Origin of the sequence: Pararhizobium sp. IMCC21322, assembly GCF_030758295.1 — a bacterium.
Taxonomy (GTDB): Bacteria; Pseudomonadota; Alphaproteobacteria; order Rhizobiales.
This window is the reverse complement of the sequence record NZ_CP132335.1, coordinates 4,725,409-4,743,522: the sequence shown is the minus strand read 5'-3', so window position 1 is coordinate 4,743,522 and position 18,114 is coordinate 4,725,409. Positions and strand designations below refer to the sequence as shown.

Below are 18,114 nucleotides of genomic sequence, written 5' to 3'. Positions count from 1 at the left end.
GATGAAGACCATTACCGCTCGCAAGACCAGAACCGCCCGCAAGACCAACACGAAAATAACCCCGGTTCGGGGGCGGCGCGGCAGCATTCATCGCTCCGTGGTCGAACGTGTAGCTATGGATATTCTCAACGGGCAGTACAAATCTGGCGACGCTTTGCCCAACGAAGTGGATCTTGGCGCACAATTGGGTGTTGGTCGTTCGTCGATCCGCGAGGCGATGCGTGTCCTTTCTGACAAGGGGATGATCGAAGTCCGCCCCCGGACCGGTGCCCGCGTTACCGACAAGAAGCTCTGGCGGCGGCTGGACCCGGATGTGGTGGGCTGGCTGCTGGCTGCCGGGCCGGACAAGGATTTTCTCTTCCAGCTGATCGAAGCGCGCAGAATTTTCGAACCGGCGGCTGCGGAGTACGCAGCACAACGCGCGACAAATGCCGATCTCGCGGCGATCGAGAAGGCTCTTGGGGAGATGAACGATGCCTGGCCCGAAAGCCCGGCAAAAAGCGTTGAGGCCGATCTGGCCTTTCATCGGGCGGTTCTGAACGCTGCGGGCAATCCCATACTGGAAGAGTTCGAGATTGTGATCGACGCAGCACTGCGCGCAGCATTTACGCTCTCCACCACGATGTCCGAGTCCTATGCCAAGACGATGCAGTCCCATGGCGAGGTGCTTGATGCCATCCGCATGAAAGATCCGCTCCGGGCGAAATCCGCGATGGCCGCACTTCTTGACGTTGCCGCAAAAGATCTTGGCGTGTCCTAAACACCTGATTTGCCGAAAAGGCCTTTCCGGCACATTGTTGAGAAATGTCGAACAGCTGGATCATTGACGTCGTTCATTTGCGATAGTCAGCGTCTGGGTGGCTGCTGTCTGTCGAATGCGAACCGGTCTCCTTGTACCTGATTGCGCCAGTAGCGGGGTGATCCAAACTGCCGCCACTCAGCGAGAGCTGCGGCTTGACCAAGGATCAGATGAAATCAATTGAGCGGGAATATGAACTGGCAGAATATGCCGCGCAAATTCATGGGTTGGTTGCTCGCCTTGCGGCGGTCTCAAATCCAAAGAGGGGATTTAACAAGGCCGTGGAAAGAGCAAAAAAGAGAGTGCATTTTTTGTAAATTCCCGAAATGCAGACTTTGGTCAGATATCTCAATTTCCAATCAATTCCTCGGTTAAGCCCACCCATGTCTTTTTAAGCGCTGTGATCTTGGAGCATCTGATCTGAGACCCAGATCCCGGGTCTCAGATCAGATGTTTTGCAAGACGGCCATTGTGAACCCTGCTTCGGCAATAATTTGCGCCTCAGGTTCAGTGACCCTTTTTCCATCAATTGCGACTTTCAACCATGGTCGATGTTGTGGGTTTCGGGAAGACCATAGACAGGCGTTGGAATGTCTTCCATGCGAGCCTTGATCTGTAAGGCAAGGTATTGTGAATAGTGCCGCGATTGATGCAAATTACCGCCGTGGAACCACATAGCGGCCTGTTGCGTCGGCTTCCACATATTGCGTAATTCGCCTTGCCACGGGCCGGGGTCTTTGGGCGTTTCAGATCCCAGTCCCCAGCATATGCCAACCTTGTCAGCTACATCCTGCCCGATCAGATCGGCCACCCATCCACTCATGGAATTGTAACCCGTGGCATACACAATCAGGTCAGCCTCAAGCTTGGTCCCATCTGCCAGCAAGACGCCGTCTTCGACGATTTCCTGTACCTGTCCTTGAGCCAATTTGATTTGGCCATCGATGACCAGTTGGCTGGCTCCTACATCAATGTAATAGCCTGATCCGCGTCTCAGATATTTTAAAAACAGACCGGTATCACCCACGCCATAATCCAGTTTGAAACCGGCTTTTTCCAAACTGGTGTAAAAGTCTTTGTCGTGTTCTCTGATCGTATCGTAGACGGGTTTCTGGAATTCAGGCAGCAGACCATAAGGTATTGAAGCAAAAGTTAAATCAGCCTTTTCAGTGGTCATTCCTTCATCCGCTGCTTTTTCTGAATAAAGTGGCCTCAAACCGTGTTCAATCAGGGATTCAGAGCGGACAATATGGGTCGTTGAACGTTGAATCATTGTCACATCAACATCATTTTCCCAAAGCGCGGCGCAGATGTCGTGGGCCGAGTTATTGGATCCTATGACCAATGCCTTCTTACCCTTATATGCGTCGGGACCTGGATGTTTTGAGGAATGGTGTTGATCACCCTTGAATTGGTCTGCGCCTGGGAATTCGGGGATGTTCGGTTTACCCGACATGCCTGTGGCCAGCACCAGTTGTTTGGCCTTCAAACTGACTTTCTCTCCATCACGGTCAACTTCTATAGACCATTCCTTTGACGCTTCGTCATAGGCCGCAGATTTGCAGACTGAGCTGGTCCAGTAGTTCAGCTCCATCACTTTGGTATACATCTCCAGCCAGTCACCAATCTTGTCTTTGGGTGTGAACACTGGCCAGGTTTTGGGGAACGGCAGATAGGGCAGATGATCGTACCAAACCGGATCATGCAGGCAAAGCGACTTGTAACGGTTGCGCCAGCTGTCACCGGGCCGTTTGTTCTTATCAAGAATTATTGTGGGCACACCCAGCTGCCGCAGCCGCGCGCCCATGGCTATGCCGCCCTGACCACCGCCAATGATAATTGTATAGGGTTGGGTGCCGTATCCCAGATCAGCCAGTTCGTGTTCGCGATCTTCTTTCCAGTTCGTGCGATTTTTGTTCACACCAGGTTGCGCGCCCAACGGGCGGTTATGGCCTGATTGTTCTTCGTGTCCCTTTAATTCGCTTAAGGAGGTCAACAGGGTCCATATCTTTTTGTCTTTAAGTCTGAGGTGACCGCGGCCACGTCCAACAGATGTTTCGAAGTTGAACCACGCTGAGATGACGCCGTCTTCTTCGGTCACCTGCTCTGTGTCATCGATCCTGAATTGGCTTGGCTTAACAGATTTCAGCTGGGCATTAAGCATATCAACAATGGCGGTTCGCCCTTCCATCGTTTTGATATTCCACGTGAAGCTCAGCAGATCACGCCAATAGCCCGTCTCAAGAAAACACTCGGCGGCTCGATCAACATCACCTGTAGAAAGAGCGTCTTGAAATTGAGCAAGTATCGCCCGCACCGTTGAGCTTTCATTTGTATCCGACATTTTCAATCTCCCCGTCTGTTATATTTTTTCCTTTTTGGCATCGCCCGTGGGCGGGCCGGCCATATCTTTCATAAGGTGCAACATCGCCGTGCAATCCTGTTCAGATCTGCCCTAGGGTTCTGCCATGGCAAACATCTGTTGAGCCGCCGCGCCCAAAGGAGTCGGCGCCCCTGCGGATTGGGCCAGCTTCACGCCAAGACTGATATCCTTCAGTCTCAGGCGAAGGGGAAAATCCGGACTTATATCTCCCCGCAAAACCTTGTTTGGAAAATTCACATTGATCTGGCCGCGCCCAGCTGTGGTGCTTTGCAGTACATGCACCGTCTGCTCCAGATCCAGTCCCAGCATTTGCGCCACGTTCAGGGCTTCGGCGGTCATGACCATGCCAATCATGCTCATGTAATTATTGACCAATTTCAGCTTTAGTCCGCTGCCGAACGGTCCGACATGTACGATTTCATCGCCCAGGGCTTCAAGGATCGGGCTGACCGTCCTGAGATCGTCTTCGTTGGCACCGACCATGATCAAAAGTGTGCCGCGCTCTGCATCCAGCGGAGTGCGGCCGACGGGCGCGTCTATCAAACGCAATTCAAATTCGGCCAAGTCCCGAGACAGGGACGACAGGGCCTGAACGTCCCCGGTACTCATTTCCAGCACAATCCCGCCTGGCTTCATTCGCGTGGCGGCGCCGTCCTGGCCTAAAAGTGCATCTCTGACATGGCTTGATTCAGGGAGCATGGTGATCAGGATGTTGACGTTCTCGGCGGCATCCGCAGGGGAGATTGCCACCCGAGCGTTTTCAAGGTTTTGGAACGCGGCGAGAGCTTTGGAGTTTACATCATAGACCGAAATTTCGTGCCCAGCGGCAGCCAGGCGGCGCGCCATTGGTTCCCCCATCGTGCCCAATCCGATTATCCCAACTCTCATAATTGTTGACCGGACCCCCAGCCCCGCAGGGCTTCCACATTGTTTCAGGTTAAAAGTGCGCTTAGTGTGCCTATTGATACGGCTTGACCATTGTCATCATCCATATTTGGAACGATTGCCTGCGCATCTGAAAAGTCTTCATTTTCGGTATAAGAGGACTTTGTCACCAGGCAGCGGATGCCCGCTGCACGTGCCGCTGTCAGACCGATATTGCTGTCCTCCACCACGACGCATTTGTCCCGATCAAGACTTAGTTGGCTCAATGCCAACAGATAGATGGCGGGATCCGGTTTTTTGGCTTTGACCATGTCACCGGCAAAAACCGTAATATTTGCGGAAACCCTGTCTCCCAACAGTCTGTCGACAATTGCCTGCACGGCGCGCTCGTTGGATGTTGAACAGACCGCCAGGGTCACCTCGGCATCTATCGCCTCGTTCATAATGCGGGAAATCCCGGGTCGAAGTGGCAATTGCCCCTCTTCGATAAGTTCCATGAAAATGTCAGTCTTCAGGCGGTGAAGGTCCTTGATGAAGTCTTCGCGTTCCTCATTCGGGACAGGCCAATCCGTTTCATCAAAATGACGTTTCATGCGCTCCTTGCCACCGGCGGTCAGGAGCAGATCATGATAACGGTCAACTGACCAATTGTCGGCAAGACCTTTGGCAGCAAATGCCTTGTTGAAAGCTACGCGGTGTCCATCTCGCTCGGTATCAACCAAGACACCATCGCAATCGAATATAAGTGCTTGCATATCCCGCCCTTAAACCTTGTTTGCTTTGCCTTCGGAGCCAAATAGAGAAATCATTTCCCTGACTCCTTTTTTCATCAAATCATACTGCGCGCTGATAAATGGAATAGGTTCGCCCAAGGTTGGTTTTTCAACCTTCAGCGCGGTAAAGCCTTCGATAAATTGCAGCTTGTGCATGGTGGAGATGTTTACCTTCGCACAGCCAGAAGAGATGCAGCGGCTGAACTGATCACTGGTCAGGCCTGTTCCGCCATGTAGCGCGATTGGGATATCAACAACATTTGTGATTTCCTTCAGTCGATCATAGGCAATTTTGGGTTCGCCTTTGTAAACTCCGTGTGCCGTTCCGATGGCCGGGGCAAATACGGCCAGCTCCGGGAAGTTTTTACAGAACTCGATACACTCATCTACGTTTGCCAATATCGCATCGTCTTCGGACACGAATTTGTCATCCTCTGTGCCGCCAATTGCGCCGATTTCTGCCTCAAGGCCAATACCCCCGGATGTCGCCACATCATATGCCAGTTTCGTCTGTCGGATGTTTTCTTCAAATGGCAATGCAGACCCGTCGAACATCACCGATGTCCAGCCTGCATCAATACAATTTCGGATTACGTCCAGATCAGTGCAATGATCAAGATGAAGAGCGACTGGAACATCAACATCATTTGACAGGCTGCGTACCCAGTCTCCAATGGGTTTGAAGCCCCAATGCCTAATCGTCTTTACGGACAGTTGAATAATGACCGGTGCATTCATCTCTTGTGCGCCGTCTACCACAGCACGTGCACTATTGTAGTCGATCATGTTGAAGGCCGCGACGCCGTAGCTTTCGTTCTGCGCGGTTTTTAACATTGGCTTCATGTAAGCAATGGACATTTTTTTACTCCGTAAGGCAGGCCGCAAAGGGGAGGGCGATTAGAAATAATGCGGCAGCCAGGAATATTGCCCCCGGCTGCCGCAGAGTTTTAGATCAATGTCTCTTTGATGTTTGCCGGATTGAACAATCGCATTTCACCTTTTGCTTTGGCAGCATTGTCAAAATCAGTGCCATTTGGTGCAGAAACGATTTCAAGCTGCAGCCCCCAAGGTGCCATGAAGTAGCACCAGGTCAGACCGATATTCGGGCCTTCTTCATAGGAAGTTGGTTCGCCAAGCACGACAACATCGTTTTCCTTCAGGAACGCGATGGCGCTATCCATGTCGTCCACATAGAAAGCAAAATGGTGGCCACCAATGTCACTGTTCTTTGGCGGTGTGGCGTTCTGGTCAGGAGAGACATACTCAAAAATCTCCAGATTGGTTCCATTTCCAAGCCGCATGTACCGGAATTCTGTAATCACAGAACGGGGATGTACCCTGAGATGTTCGGTCATCCAGTCACTGTCATCTACACGAAAGTCCGTCGCAGCGGTATAAAGTGTCACGCCGCCCAGAATTTTTTCGAAAAAATCACAGGCCTCGTTTATATCGGGTACGGTGAAACCAACATGTTCCATCCCACGCATTCCTGGTATCGGCATTTTGTTCTCCTTCTCGCTTTGATTTATCAGTTCAGCTGGCTAGAAATGTTTTGCCGAGAAGTCGGCCAATTTCTGGTATTGTCCGCCCTTGGCAATTGCTTCGTACATGCCACGCCAGATTTCATGTTGTTCACCGTACAGTCCGCTTAAGCGGGTGTTGGGAATAAACTCGGATTCGACTTCAACCATCTGCTCCACTGCATCATCGATGGTTGAGAAGTTTCCAGACCCAAACGCACCCAGGATAGCAGCGCCCAATACGGTGCATTCGCGCTCTGTTGTAACGCGTGTGGGCATACCAATGATGTCGGTCATGATCTGTACAAACCCGGCACTTTTTGTGCCGCCGCCCGTTAAACGAAGCTCTGTGATGCCGCCTTCAACATCTGATTGAAACGCATCAACAACCATCTTCATTTCATTGGCGCAGCCTTCGAGCAGAGCGCGGATCATATCGTGACGGTTGTGGTAAAGCCCTATGCCCAAAAATGCACCGCGCGATGCAGCATCATAATAAGGCGTGACCTGACTGCTTAGAAAAGAGTGGAACAAAAGGCCTTTTGCGCCCGGAGGCGAGGCTGAAGCCCCATCCACCATGAGAGCAAATGGGCTGCGTCCCAATGCGTTGCCCGCTTCAATCTCGCGTCGACCCATATTGTCGCGCCACCACTTCAAACAGGCGCCAAGGCTGAAGGCTGCTCCCTCAATGTCCCACGCGCCGGGCACGGCATGTCCGCCCCACCAAAGGTTGTTGCCCTTGATACGATCCAGAGAATCCAGATGACCAACCATGACACCGGAGGTGCCGATGGTGAATTCAGCCATACCCTGCTTAATGACGCCTGCGCCGATCGCTGCACATTGCTGATCGCCTGCGCCACGACAAAGAGGCGTGCCGGCTGGAATGCCGGTAAGGTCTGCGGCTTCCTTGGACATTTTACCCGAAACGCCGGATGGTATTCCAACGACCGGCAGTTGCGAGCGCGTGATGCCACAAAGCTCCAGAATTTCATCGCTCCAATCAAGTTTGGCGATATCCATCATCCCATTGAGGGTGAGGGAGGCTGGATCGGTGACCCACTCCTCAGCGCCTAGCTTGTGCAGAAAATACTCCTGGCCATTTGCAAACCAGCGGGTGCGGTCAAAAAGTGCAGGTTCATTGTCGCGAAACCATGCAATCTTGGCAGCTGACCATAACGGGCTCAGCTGCATTCCGGTCAGTTTTTGGTGTTCTTCAGGTGAAATATGTTCGGCAAACTTGTCCGCATAATCGGCAGCGCGGGTGCAATTCCAGACATAACTGGAACACAGCGGCTCTTTGTTTTCATCCAGCATGGCAATGGTGCCACGCTGGCTTGATAATCCTACGGAGCGATATGAGTCTGCCGGCAGATTCGCGGCGGATGTTGCTTGCTTACTGGCGGCGCAGATACCTTGCCAAACGGCATTAAGGTCTTGCTCACTCCACCCCGGGTGCGGCGTGATACAGGGGTATTCCTGATAGCCCTGGCCCAAGGTTTTGCCATGCTCATCAAAAATCATGACGGCGCAGCCAGTTGTACCGGCGTCTATCCCGACAAATGCCTTGGTAGCTTTCATCAGACTCCTCCTCCACTTTCTGTTGTCGCAACCCAATCCGTTAAAAGGGTCAGGAATTTTTCCCGCTCATAAATCTGATCTCTGCCAAGCTGACCCAACAGAAATGCCTTGTAACTGGGAATTTCTTCAACTCGGTCCAGGACGTTTTCTGGTTCCAACGCCAATATGGTGTCACCGTTTCCGTCCCAATCGCGATTGCCGGGAAACCCCATTGCTATGAGCCCGTCGGGCCAGGTCGCATCCAGCTTGATTTCGCCATCAGGACTTTTCCAGACCACGTAATTATGAAAGTCGGTAATACCGCCCTCCCGGCAGAACGCCCGCAATTCCTCAGGCATTGTAGGATGCGGTGGTATTGCAGCGGCAAAGTCGCCTCTCACCGTCTCCACGTCAGCGCTTTGGTTCAGATGACGTAAAACGTCGCGTAAAAGTATATGTTTACCTGAGCACGATCCCATATTGTGCCGGATCACAGCCTCGGCACTGCGTCCGCCAACGCGACCATAGGCAACATTACGCACTGCATGGTAAACCTCGACTGTGGTCGCGTTTTCATGCAAGCCATGCCGATCCATAAAGCTCGTCAGCAAATGCGCATATTGATCATCGGTCTGATCCATTATCTCTCAACGACCTTTCCATCTTCAGCATTGAAATAATAGAGGTTTTCGGAACTGAAACTCAGATAGCAAGGCTCACCCACATTGCCCATGAATGACGTGTCAGCTTTGGCCCGAACGCGCGTCTTGCCTATCGCGACCTCCACCAAAACATCCGCTCCCAGGAGCTGGCGGGAATACACTTCTGCCTTGATAGCGCCGGGCGTTTCTTGAAGCGAGACGGATGCCTTGTCTGGTCGCACACCGACCAGCAGATCGGCAATTCCGGCTTTGTTCAGTCGTGAAGAACTTGCGTCGTCAAGAGAAATTATGTTGCCGAGAAAGCTCAGGGCAGCGTCGCCCTTTTCACCTGTCATTGACATTTCCATCAAGGACATCTGCGGTTCTCCAACAAAGGTCGCGACCCAGGAGTTGACCGGATTCTCATAGATTTCCTGCGGCGTTCCGAATTGTTGCAACACGCCGTCATTCATGACTGCAATTCGGTCTGCCATTGTGAGTGCTTCAAGCTGGTCATGCGTTACGTAGATGGTGGTAACACCCAGATTAAATTGCATGTGTTTCAGTTCGCTCCGCATCCGGGCCCGCAGCTTTGCGTCCAGATGGGCAATTGGTTCGTCGAACAGATACACCTGCGGTTGCCGGACGATAGCCCGGCCAATTGCTGTTCTCTGTTTCTGACCACCGCTGAGTTCCTGTGGGCGGCGTTCCAACAGATGGTCAATTTCCAGGAGTTTAGCCGCTTCGTTTACCCGGCGCGTAATTTCAGCCGGTGATATCTTGGCCCGCTTAAGTGGGTTGGCAATGTTATCGAATATGGTTTTGTGGGGATAAAGCGCATAGTTTTCAAAAACCATTGCAATATCGCGGTCTTTGGGGGGCAGTTGATTTACAACCTTGTCACCAAAAACGATCTCACCTGAAGTGATGTGCTCCAGACCCGCAAGCATTCTAAGCGATGTGGATTTACCGCAACCCGATGGACCCAACAGAGAAACAAACTCTCCATCTTTGATGTTCATATTCAGGTCCCGGACAGCTACAGAGTCTCCGTAGTCTTTCCAGACGTTGTTGAAAGATACAGCAACCATTCTTAAGAATCCTTGTTAATGCTTATTCTTTTACGGCGCCCATGGTGAGACCTGCCACCAAGTAACGTCTGACGAGTAGGCCGAGCGGGATCATTGGCGCGGTTGTGACAACCCCGGCCGCCATGATTTTTCCCCAATCGATGTTTTGTGGTTGAACCAGTTCTTTTGTCGCGGCAGGCAGCGTTTTAGCACCACCACTGCCGATGATGGTTGCGAACAGGAAATCGTTCCAGGCGAACAAGATACAAAGGATCACAAAGGCCCCGATGCCTGGCGCTACGAGTGGCAGGATCATCAGGAATGCCTGAAAACGGTTGTTCCCGTCTACTTGCGCCGCTTCTTCGATGGCGTAAGGCACACCGTCAAAAAAGCCTTTGAGCATCCAGATTGCGAACGGCAAATTGAACGTTGTGAAGGCCAGAATCAATCCTGGGAGAGTGCCAACCAGATCGGCTGACCGGAAGATCGCATAGAGCGGAACAATGACCGCAACAATTGGTGCCATACGTGTCGAAATGATCCAGAAAAGAAGGTCTTTCTTTCCTCGAAATTCTGTTCGTGACAGGCTGTAGGCACACATTGAACCGAGCGTGACCGCAATCATTGCGGACCCAATCGAGGCGACAAGGCTATTGAATAGATACGTGCCGAAATTGTTTTCAGCAAACAATGCAATGTAGTGCGTGACAGTCGGCGAGAAATCAAAAAAGACACCCACATCGCCCCATTGACCAGGTTTTGGCAATGTAAACGCGTCGAGCAGATCTTTGAAAGATGCCATCAGCATAATGAAAAGCGGCAGAAGTGCCCAGATCAGATAGGCGCCCAGAAAAACCGGGCTGACCCACTTAAGAATCTTAACAGTTGCACCCGTGTCATAGGAAATGAGTTCGCGAGAGGCCATAGGTCTTGCTTTCCTTTCTGGTTAACTGTCGCTATCGCCAGCGAGTGTACTTTTGCGTGCTGGGTCTTCGAGCACGCGCACCAGGATCATACCGAGAATAATTGTGACAATGAGCAGTGAGATCGCGATCGCGGCTCCTCGTCCCAGTTTGAAGAATTGGAAGGATACGTCGAAAAGATAGACCGGGAGCAATCGTGTTGAATTGCCCGGACCTCCGCCCGTGAGCACCAGAATGGCGTCGATGAAGCGGAAATTATCCATAAAGCGTAGCAAGATGGCAATCAGCAGGAATGGATAGATGTTCGGCAGGCTAATGTGGAAAAAGTTACTGATAGAGCCTGCACCATCGACCATATTCGCTTCAAGCTGATCTTGTGGCACACGCTTGAGCCCGGCCAGCGTGATCAAGGTGATCAGCGGTGTCCATTGCCACACATCCACAAGAATAATGCCGTAAAGCGCGGTGTTGGAACTGCCGAGGATCGAGGTTTCACCAAGAATGCCTAGGCTTTGGAAAATCCAGTGATACCAACCAAATGTGCCGTTATACAGGTAATAAAACAGCAGACCTGCCACGACCGGTGACACCATCATTGGCATTAGAAACATTGTTATTAGTGGTTTTTCATAGCGCGAATTGTTGAGCACAACTGCAAGCGCTACTCCGACTAGAACCTGGATGGTGAGGCAAATGGCACTGTATTTCAGCAGCAGACCCCAGCCTGCAATAAATTTGGCATCTGAGAACAGGCGCGAAAAATTTTTGAGCCCTACGAAGACATCTGAGACGGCACCAAATCCGACCTTATGAAAGCTCATATAGATGAGCCAGAAGAACGGGTAAATTGTGATGGCAGCCAACAGTATGATAGCCGGCGCGGCCAGATAGAAGTAAAACCATTTCTTGGGATTTGGATTAAGAGATGCAGGCTTCTGACTGATTGTCGCGTAGCCCCAGTCCTGATCAGACAAGGCGGGGTGGATATTCTTTTCAGAGCCAATTGTCATGATATCTCCAAACTTCTCAGCGCACCAAATTGTCCACCCGTTTCGCTTTTGCGGTAATGGGAAGAACTTTTGCTACTTTGCATTGGATTGCCTGCGGACTTAATCCAATGCGCATTATTTTATGGGAAGAGCGCTGAGATCAACGCTCTTCCGATTGTTTGTTGATGATAACCCTAGTGCAGGTTGTCTATCTGGCTCTTGATGCTGTTGCAGGCCTCTTCAGGGGTGGTATCTTCCGACAAACACCTCTGGGTCTCAGCCGCCAGAATATTGTGATATTCGTTGGCCTCGGGCACTTTGGGTCCCAGCACGAAGTTTGGATCCTTGATGCCGATGTCATAAACCGCATCGAAGGTCAGTGCATTTGGCATCTCGGATGGACGCTGACGGGCTTCTGCAACACCAGGCATATCCATGACGGATTTACGAGTAGGCGTTCCACCCAAACCAGTCAGAACATCATACTGCAGCTTGCCGGTCGTGGCATAGACACAGAAGATATAAGCTGCCCGCTTAACATCTTCAGAGGCATTGCCATTAATGCCAACGCCACCGATGCCACAATTCGTGCCATTTACAGATGGACCGCCATTGGTGATCCAGCTTGGCTCGCCCTTAGGACAAGGCGCATATGCTGTTTTACCACCGGCTGCTTTCGATGTTGTTGCGTCCTCAATTGAGGCTGCAAACTCATGGTATTGAACCTGCATGGCAATGCTACCGGACTGATAGACTGTGTTCAGTTCCAGCGTGCCATTGGCAAGGTTGTCAGGATGGCTGACATCTGCCTGCTCTTTGTATTTTTGCATCAGCAGAACGGATTGTTCATCACCCCAGTTTGATGGCGGTGGCGATTTGCTGCCGAGTTTATCGTCGATTTCCCAATCAAGCCAACGACCGTGAGCAAAGAACATCCGCTGCACGTCAAGCTGAGTTGTCCAGGCAAATGAGCCTTGGTGTTGCGCATACCCATACGGTACATCCGCACCACCATCGCGTTTCTTCTTCAGGAATTCAGCGAAGTCATAGACGGTTTTCCAGGTGGAATCCTCATCGAATTCCATTCGGTAGCCATATTCGGCTTCGAAATCTTTGGTGTTCTCTTCGTAGATGTCCTGACGATAGAATGTGCAGGCCACAGCAGCATCATATGGCAGCGCAATAAGCCTGTCTCGATCATAGAAACGACCACATGCATCGAGAAAGTTTTCAAACCAGACGCCATCGCCATAACCCTCTGGGTCCTGAGGCAATGTGTCGTCACCTATCATCGGTGTCAGATCAGCATAGTAATCTGCGAAGGGTGCGCCGATTGGCTTATCCTGAACATAACTGATCGGGAAATCGGAGTTTCCGCTTTGCAGATCGATGCCGACCTTTTGTTGCACGGATGGCAAGCCGTCGGTGATAATTTCGATTTCAATACCGGTCAGATCGTAAAAGTCTTTAATCTTGTCCCGGATCGCAAATGATGGTGGCGTATTTTCCGACATGAAGACCAGTTTTGAGCCTTCGTATTGCCGCCATTTCGCATCATCTGATGAAGCTGCCTGTACAGGCCGACGGGTGATAACTGTGCTCAACCCTACTACAAGTGATCCGACGCCGAGTGACGCAATGCCACCGCCGCCCAATTCCAGAAACTTTCGCCTCGAAACAGCCTTGTAGATTGCTTTCTTTGGTACGTAGAACATTTATTCCTCCTTATGATATACGGATCGAGCCGACCGTTTGCGGTCAGTCATTTGTTTTTGACTTTGACTCCGTGCTGGTCCTCCCCAATACGTGCCTTCACTGCAAATTATTTTCCAAATTTGGACTAAAAGCAAGCGTTTGGTGAAAATTTTCGCCAGTTTATTCTCGAAAGTGGTGATTGGTTTTTTTGCGCTCTCATAGGTGAAGGCAATTAAGTTATTGAAATCAAAAATGAATCGGGTGTGCCCGTAAGAAATCTACAAGCCTGGCGCGGAGCAGGGCTGGCCAGTCGGATTAAATCCGCACAATTTCCAGCTCAAAAGACTGCTATGTGTATTAAACGAAAGGGAAATTATCTTTTTTGGTAGTAGCTCTTCAGAGTGTCGGCCGTGACGCCAAGCGCTTCAGGTACCTTGCCATTTGATTGAAAAAGTACACCCAAATAGATCAAATATATTATATAGATTTGGCATACCCGGCCTTCCAGAAAGTCTCCATAAAGAGGGATTTGCGGGGTATTTGGTGTCCATGTCCAAATGGCAGTGTCTGCAGCTTTGGCAACGGCAGAATCGAGATTGCTTGTCACAGCAACTGTTCGCGCGCCGTTCTTACGGGCCACATTCAGAGCGCTTGCGACATCCTCGGTTGTTCCTGTGTGAGATATCCCAAAGACCGTTGACTGCTCTGTTGCTGTGGCTGCAACAACCTGTTGGGTGTAGCCATCCCGGTGAGATGTGGCCTGAATTCCGGCCTTAAGGAACAGGTGTACCGCTTCTTCACAGACCGATACCGCACCGCCAACGCCGAGGAAAACTATTTGCCTTGATGCCAGCACGCTGGTCACAACAGATTGAATATCCTCGTAATTTATGTGTTTTTGTGTCTCGTTCATGGCTGAGCCGAGCGAGCCAAGTAATTTGAAACTAATGTCCGTAAGTGTATCAGTTTCCTTCATTTCCGCAGGCAAATTAACAAATTGCTGGCTAGGCTTGCTTTCAGATGCGAGGGCTAGTTTCATGTCGGCAAACCCCTTGTAGCCCAAGGCGCGCGTGAACCTGCTGATCGTTGCTTCGCTGATGTTCAGGGTGTTCGCGAATTCCGTAATCGACATTTCAAGTCTGACAGAGGCATGATCTCTGAGGTAGTCAGCAACAAGTCGTTCAGATTTGCGAAGCTGGCCGTATTTCTCTTGAATTCGTAGCGCTATCCCCTTCTCCATTCGTCAATATTCCTTCTTTTGCGGCCTTGTAGAATTAGTTGGGAATTCCAAGCTTCCCATAGGAAGCAGCGGAGAAGTCAGGAGCAATTAGACGGTATCAAACAATTCGGTTCACGATAAGCTTCGCGTCAAAGAATAGCATTGTTTATTCTAAATTGCATATTATGAAATTTTTCTCCACTTCGCCATAGGCCGCTTCAGCGCAGACAAACGTTAAGCGGTGACCACGTTCATTGCCAGAAGCTGGGCCAGAAATGAAGTCGGAACAAATTTTGGTGAAAATTTCTTTACTAATCTCTTTTTGGCGTGCTAATTTCGGCTTAATAGCCGTGAAATTGTTGCCAGACCGGGGAGGAAACCGTTGATATGGCGAAGACAGCAAGGCCTAACACGCCATCAAAAGAGCTTTTGGAGAAACTTTTCACCACAGCCTTTCGAATTAGAAACTTCGAGTCTGAGGGGATCAAGCTGTACCGACAGGGATTGGTGCGTGGCTATTTCCACCCCTATCTCGGGCAGGAAGGAATCGCCACTGGCGCTTGTGCGGCTTTAGAGGATCGTGACTACATCGCATCCACCCACCGTGGACATGGTCATTGCATTGCTCAAGGCGCGGAGGTTGGCGGTATGGTTGCCGAGCTTTTGCAGAAAGAGACAGGCTATTGCAAAGGCTATGGTGGCTCTATGCACATTGCTGACATCAGCCGGAACAATCTGGGTGCAAACGGGATTGTTGGCGCAAGTACGCCGCTGGGTGTTGGCGCGGCCATGGCAAGCCAGGTCCGTGGTTCTGATGCTGTGACGGTGGCCTTTTCCACAGATGGGGCGTCAAACAACGGTACTTTCCTTGAATCCCTTAATCTTGCGGCGATATGGAACTTGAATTTCATACTGATCGTAGAAAATAACCAATATGCGGTGTCCACGAAGCTGGAAGAAGCGACACGAGAAACTGAGCTTTATAAGCGCGGTGAAGCGATTGGTGTTGAAAGCCACCGTATTGATGGAAATGACCCGTTGTTGGTTTATGAAACCGTTGCGGATGCAGTCAAAAAATGCCGGGCCGGGCTTGGTCCAATTCTGATTGAGGCGGTCACGTTCCGCCACAGCGGTCACCACGTGAATGATCCTGGCAAGTATATGCCGGAAGAGAAACTCGCCTACTACAAAGAGCGAGATCCCGTCGATCGCGCCCGCGACAATTTTATCAGTATGGGTAAAGCCGACGCTGCGGAGGTGGAGGCAATTGAGGCTGATATCAAAGCCGAGTTCGAGGCCGCCGTTGATGCAGCCAAGGCCGCAGGCGAAGTGACTGTCGAGGAATTCCGAGAGTTCGTTGCCGACTATTAATCGCCACAGAGCGTGTTGAAGAGATCCGCATAAGGGAGAAACACGATGTCAGATCGTGAACTGATGTACAGGGAAGCTTTGCGCGAAGCCTTGTTTGAAGAGATGGAACTGAATGACGAGGTTTTCATCATTGGCGAGGGGATTGCCGAGCGCGGTGGATCCTACAAGGTAACGGAAGGCCTGCTGGATAGATTTGGGGCTGGGCGTGTTCGCGACACCCCAATATCCGAGGCCGGCATGATTGGCGTTGGTGTTGGTGCTGCGATTGCAGGCAGTCGTCCGATTGTCGAAATCCTGTATGTTGATTTTGCCATGCTTGGCATGGACATGATTGTGAACCAGGCGGCCAAGTTCCGGTTGATGACCGGAGGGAAGGGGCGCGTTCCATTCATACTGCGTACCCAAGGCGGTACAGGCGGCGGGGTCGCTGCCCAGCACTCACAAAGCCTGGAGGCGCTGTTCTATCACATTCCCGGCTTGCGCGTGGTCATGCCGTCCACGCCGGCAGATGCCAAAGGGTTGCTTAAATATGCCCTGCGTCAGGATGATCCGGTGATGTTCATCGAGCACAAGCATCTTTATATGAACAAGGGGCACGTTCCTGAAGGTGAGTTGATCATTGAGTTTGGTCAGGCAGACATCAAACGTGAGGGAACAGATGTAACTTTGATCGCATGGTCCAACATGGTTCCACGTACGCTTGAAGCCGCTGAAGAGCTTGCAAAAATGGGTATCTCAGCCGAAGTCCTTGATCCGCGAACACTCGTTCCGCTTGATCGGGAAGCAATCCTTAAATCTGTTGCAAAAACAAACCGTTGCGTAATCGTACAGGAAGCTGTGCGGCGCGGTGGAGTTGCTTCGGACATCTCTTCCATCATCCAGGAAGAAGCGTTTTACGATCTTGATGCACCTGTAAAAATCGTTGCCGGATTAAACACGCCTATTCCGTTCAATCTGGTGTTGGAGCAGGCGTCTGTTCCGCAAAAGGATGATGTCATAGCAGCGGTTCAGAGCGTTTTGCACGTCGACACCTTCTAAGAGGGAGTATTGAGATGAATTTGCATGTGCTTGAGAAGCTTGCGCAAACAAATCCAGATTGCGAAATATGGTGGGATAGCTCTCCAATTGTCTACCAACAGTGGGCACTGAAGACCATTTCCGAAGCCCCGAAGGACAAGAAGGACATCTGGGCCGAGCAACTGAAACGTTTGTATGATCCCGCAAATGTAGGGACGAAAGCCACAATGGGCTTCAGGGGGGTAACCACAAACCCGTCGCTCAGCCTTCAGGCCATCTTGTCTGACCCGGAATACTGGACGGGCGTGATCAGGCGGATCATTGCAGAAAACCCAATGGACAACGCTGAGCAGATCTATTGGAAAGCCTACCTTGAAACTGTCCGGCGCGGTGCCGAGATGATGCGCCCGTTGTTTGAAAAAAGCGGGGGCAAATACGGCTGGCTTTCCGGTCAGGTCGATCCACGGTTTGTGTCTGACCTGGGCAGGATGCGGGATAACGCGGCCGATCTGATGGCTGTCGCACCTAATGTCATGGTCAAGGTGCCCGGCACCAGGGAAGGGTATCAACTCATTGAAGAGTTGACCGCGCAAGGCGTGTCTACCAACAATACCGCGTCGTTTACGGTCCCACAGTACGTAGCCTGCATGGACGCCGTATCGTCTGGCCTTGAAACTGCAAAAGCCAATGGCGTTGATTTGTCAAAATGGCGCTCGGTCATCACCCATATGTCTGCCCGTTTGGGCAATGTTGGCGACCTGGCCTGGCAAGCTGAAGAGCGCGGAATTGAGATTACACCTGAAGAAATCCTGCTTGGTGAATTGGCCGTCATCAAACGGGCGTATCGGCTGCTTCAGGAGAAGAACCATCCCTCCAAAATGCTGATGTGTTCAATGCGCGTCAAACATGATGACGCAACGGATGAGGCCTCTAGCTGGCATATCCAGAAATTGGCGGGGGGAGACTTCGTTTATACCTGCCCACCCGGCTACATCGCTGAACTGATGCAGCAAGAGGCTCGTCTCGGCGACTTTGATAAGCACGCAGTGAATGAGGACATCTCGGAAGAGACTCTGAGCAAGCTGCTCAAGCTTCCATATTATCGTCAGGCCTACAATTTTGATGGGATGACTCATGAAGAGTTCAGCCAGTTTGGCGCGTTCATAACAACAGCGTCTGAATTTGCGATCGCCACCAGAAAAACCATTGATTTCGTCGCGCGCATTTACGCTGACGCCAAACAACAAGCAGCCTGAGGGGATAAGACAG

The 18,114-nt window shown here is 51.2% G+C and carries 17 protein-coding genes; 5 read left to right on the top strand and 12 right to left on the bottom strand.

Translation table 11 applies throughout. The features are described from left to right. Position 1: 1 nt before the first annotated feature. Both RAL91_RS22555 and RAL91_RS22550 read left to right on the top strand, forming a co-directional pair. Positions 2–760, top strand: a complete 759-nt coding sequence (locus RAL91_RS22555) for a FadR/GntR family transcriptional regulator (RefSeq protein WP_306258479.1) — start codon at positions 2–4, stop codon at positions 758–760. 194 nt (positions 761–954) lie between these two features. Beyond that, positions 955–1,116, top strand: coding sequence for a hypothetical protein (locus RAL91_RS22550; RefSeq protein ID WP_306258478.1), 162 nt, complete (start codon positions 955–957; stop codon positions 1,114–1,116). Positions 1,117–1,337: 221 nt separating this feature from the next. On the opposite strand, the gene RAL91_RS22545 is transcribed toward RAL91_RS22550, so the two are convergent. From RAL91_RS22545 to RAL91_RS22490, 12 genes are all read right to left on the bottom strand, one after another. Continuing rightward, complete coding sequence (locus RAL91_RS22545) at positions 1,338–3,143, bottom strand: NAD(P)/FAD-dependent oxidoreductase (RefSeq protein WP_306258477.1); 1,806 nt, start codon at positions 3,141–3,143, stop codon at positions 1,338–1,340. Between the two features lie 111 nt (positions 3,144–3,254). Next, positions 3,255–4,091 carry an NAD(P)-dependent oxidoreductase gene (locus RAL91_RS22540; protein ID WP_306263077.1) on the bottom strand — a complete coding sequence of 279 codons (837 nt, stop codon included), beginning with the start codon at positions 4,089–4,091 and terminating at the stop codon, positions 3,255–3,257. Between the two features lie 23 nt (positions 4,092–4,114). Then, complete coding sequence (locus RAL91_RS22535; RefSeq protein WP_306258476.1) at positions 4,115–4,822, bottom strand: HAD-IA family hydrolase; 708 nt, start codon at positions 4,820–4,822, stop codon at positions 4,115–4,117. 9 nt (positions 4,823–4,831) lie between these two features. Next, the gene (locus RAL91_RS22530) at positions 4,832–5,698 is read right to left on the bottom strand and encodes a class II fructose-bisphosphate aldolase (protein ID WP_306258475.1); all 867 of its coding nucleotides are present in this window, start codon (positions 5,696–5,698) and stop codon (positions 4,832–4,834) included. 89 nt (positions 5,699–5,787) lie between these two features. Continuing rightward, entirely contained in the window at positions 5,788–6,342 is a 555-nt protein-coding gene (locus tag RAL91_RS22525) for a VOC family protein (RefSeq protein WP_306258474.1), read from the bottom strand. Between the two features lie 39 nt (positions 6,343–6,381). After that, positions 6,382–7,941 carry an FGGY-family carbohydrate kinase gene (locus RAL91_RS22520; RefSeq protein WP_306258473.1) on the bottom strand — a complete coding sequence of 520 codons (1,560 nt, stop codon included), beginning with the start codon at positions 7,939–7,941 and terminating at the stop codon, positions 6,382–6,384. Continuing rightward, the gene (locus RAL91_RS22515; protein ID WP_306258472.1) at positions 7,941–8,561 is read right to left on the bottom strand and encodes a transglutaminase domain-containing protein; all 621 of its coding nucleotides are present in this window, start codon (positions 8,559–8,561) and stop codon (positions 7,941–7,943) included. The genes RAL91_RS22520 and RAL91_RS22515 overlap by 1 nt, the downstream gene beginning before the upstream one ends. Beyond that, positions 8,561–9,652, bottom strand: a complete 1,092-nt coding sequence (locus RAL91_RS22510) for an ABC transporter ATP-binding protein (RefSeq protein WP_306258471.1) — start codon at positions 9,650–9,652, stop codon at positions 8,561–8,563. Before RAL91_RS22510 ends, RAL91_RS22515 begins: the two co-directional genes overlap by 1 nt. 22 nt (positions 9,653–9,674) lie before the next feature. Continuing rightward, complete coding sequence (locus tag RAL91_RS22505) at positions 9,675–10,556, bottom strand: carbohydrate ABC transporter permease (RefSeq protein WP_306258470.1); 882 nt, start codon at positions 10,554–10,556, stop codon at positions 9,675–9,677. 21 nt (positions 10,557–10,577) lie between these two features. Beyond that, positions 10,578–11,564 carry a carbohydrate ABC transporter permease gene (locus tag RAL91_RS22500; RefSeq protein ID WP_306258469.1) on the bottom strand — a complete coding sequence of 329 codons (987 nt, stop codon included), beginning with the start codon at positions 11,562–11,564 and terminating at the stop codon, positions 10,578–10,580. A gap of 173 nt (positions 11,565–11,737) precedes the next feature. Continuing rightward, on the bottom strand, positions 11,738–13,258 hold the full coding sequence (locus RAL91_RS22495) for an extracellular solute-binding protein (RefSeq protein WP_306258468.1): 1,521 nt from the start codon (positions 13,256–13,258) through the stop codon (positions 11,738–11,740). Positions 13,259–13,611: 353 nt separating this feature from the next. Further along, positions 13,612–14,478 (bottom strand): MurR/RpiR family transcriptional regulator, encoded by an 867-nt coding sequence (locus RAL91_RS22490; RefSeq protein WP_306258467.1) that lies wholly within the window; start codon positions 14,476–14,478, stop codon positions 13,612–13,614. Between the two features lie 366 nt (positions 14,479–14,844). On the opposite strand from RAL91_RS22490, the gene RAL91_RS22485 reads away from it, so the two are divergent. The 3 genes from RAL91_RS22485 to RAL91_RS22475 are packed head-to-tail and all read left to right on the top strand — an operon-like array spanning position 14,845 to position 18,101. Beyond that, complete coding sequence (locus RAL91_RS22485; RefSeq protein ID WP_306258466.1) at positions 14,845–15,828, top strand: thiamine pyrophosphate-dependent dehydrogenase E1 component subunit alpha; 984 nt, start codon at positions 14,845–14,847, stop codon at positions 15,826–15,828. A 45-nt stretch (positions 15,829–15,873) separates the two neighbouring features. Next, on the top strand, positions 15,874–16,866 hold the full coding sequence (locus RAL91_RS22480) for an alpha-ketoacid dehydrogenase subunit beta (protein ID WP_306258465.1): 993 nt from the start codon (positions 15,874–15,876) through the stop codon (positions 16,864–16,866). 14 nt (positions 16,867–16,880) lie between these two features. Next, positions 16,881–18,101 (top strand): transaldolase family protein, encoded by a 1,221-nt coding sequence (locus RAL91_RS22475; protein WP_306258464.1) that lies wholly within the window; start codon positions 16,881–16,883, stop codon positions 18,099–18,101. The last annotated feature ends 13 nt before the right edge of the window (positions 18,102–18,114 follow it).

Bases quoted from the DNA above. Each gene is read 5' to 3' on its own strand.
- RAL91_RS22510 (WP_306258471.1), bottom strand. From the start codon at position 9,652: ATGGTTGCTGTATCTTTCAACAACGTCTGGAAAGACTACGGAGACTCT.
- RAL91_RS22475 (WP_306258464.1), top strand. From the start codon at position 16,881: ATGAATTTGCATGTGCTTGAGAAGCTTGCGCAAACAAATCCAGATTGC.
- RAL91_RS22485 (WP_306258466.1), top strand. From the start codon at position 14,845: ATGGCGAAGACAGCAAGGCCTAACACGCCATCAAAAGAGCTTTTGGAG.
- RAL91_RS22495 (WP_306258468.1), bottom strand. From the start codon at position 13,258: ATGTTCTACGTACCAAAGAAAGCAATCTACAAGGCTGTTTCGAGGCGA.
- RAL91_RS22490 (WP_306258467.1), bottom strand. From the start codon at position 14,478: ATGGAGAAGGGGATAGCGCTACGAATTCAAGAGAAATACGGCCAGCTT.
- RAL91_RS22480 (WP_306258465.1), top strand. From the start codon at position 15,874: ATGTCAGATCGTGAACTGATGTACAGGGAAGCTTTGCGCGAAGCCTTG.
- RAL91_RS22525 (WP_306258474.1), bottom strand. From the start codon at position 6,342: ATGCCGATACCAGGAATGCGTGGGATGGAACATGTTGGTTTCACCGTA.
- RAL91_RS22530 (WP_306258475.1), bottom strand. From the start codon at position 5,698: ATGTCCATTGCTTACATGAAGCCAATGTTAAAAACCGCGCAGAACGAA.
- RAL91_RS22545 (WP_306258477.1), bottom strand. From the start codon at position 3,143: ATGTCGGATACAAATGAAAGCTCAACGGTGCGGGCGATACTTGCTCAA.
- RAL91_RS22535 (WP_306258476.1), bottom strand. From the start codon at position 4,822: ATGCAAGCACTTATATTCGATTGCGATGGTGTCTTGGTTGATACCGAG.
- RAL91_RS22500 (WP_306258469.1), bottom strand. From the start codon at position 11,564: ATGACAATTGGCTCTGAAAAGAATATCCACCCCGCCTTGTCTGATCAG.
- RAL91_RS22520 (WP_306258473.1), bottom strand. From the start codon at position 7,941: ATGAAAGCTACCAAGGCATTTGTCGGGATAGACGCCGGTACAACTGGC.
- RAL91_RS22505 (WP_306258470.1), bottom strand. From the start codon at position 10,556: ATGGCCTCTCGCGAACTCATTTCCTATGACACGGGTGCAACTGTTAAG.
- RAL91_RS22515 (WP_306258472.1), bottom strand. From the start codon at position 8,561: ATGGATCAGACCGATGATCAATATGCGCATTTGCTGACGAGCTTTATG.
- RAL91_RS22555 (WP_306258479.1), top strand. From the start codon at position 2: ATGAAGACCATTACCGCTCGCAAGACCAGAACCGCCCGCAAGACCAAC.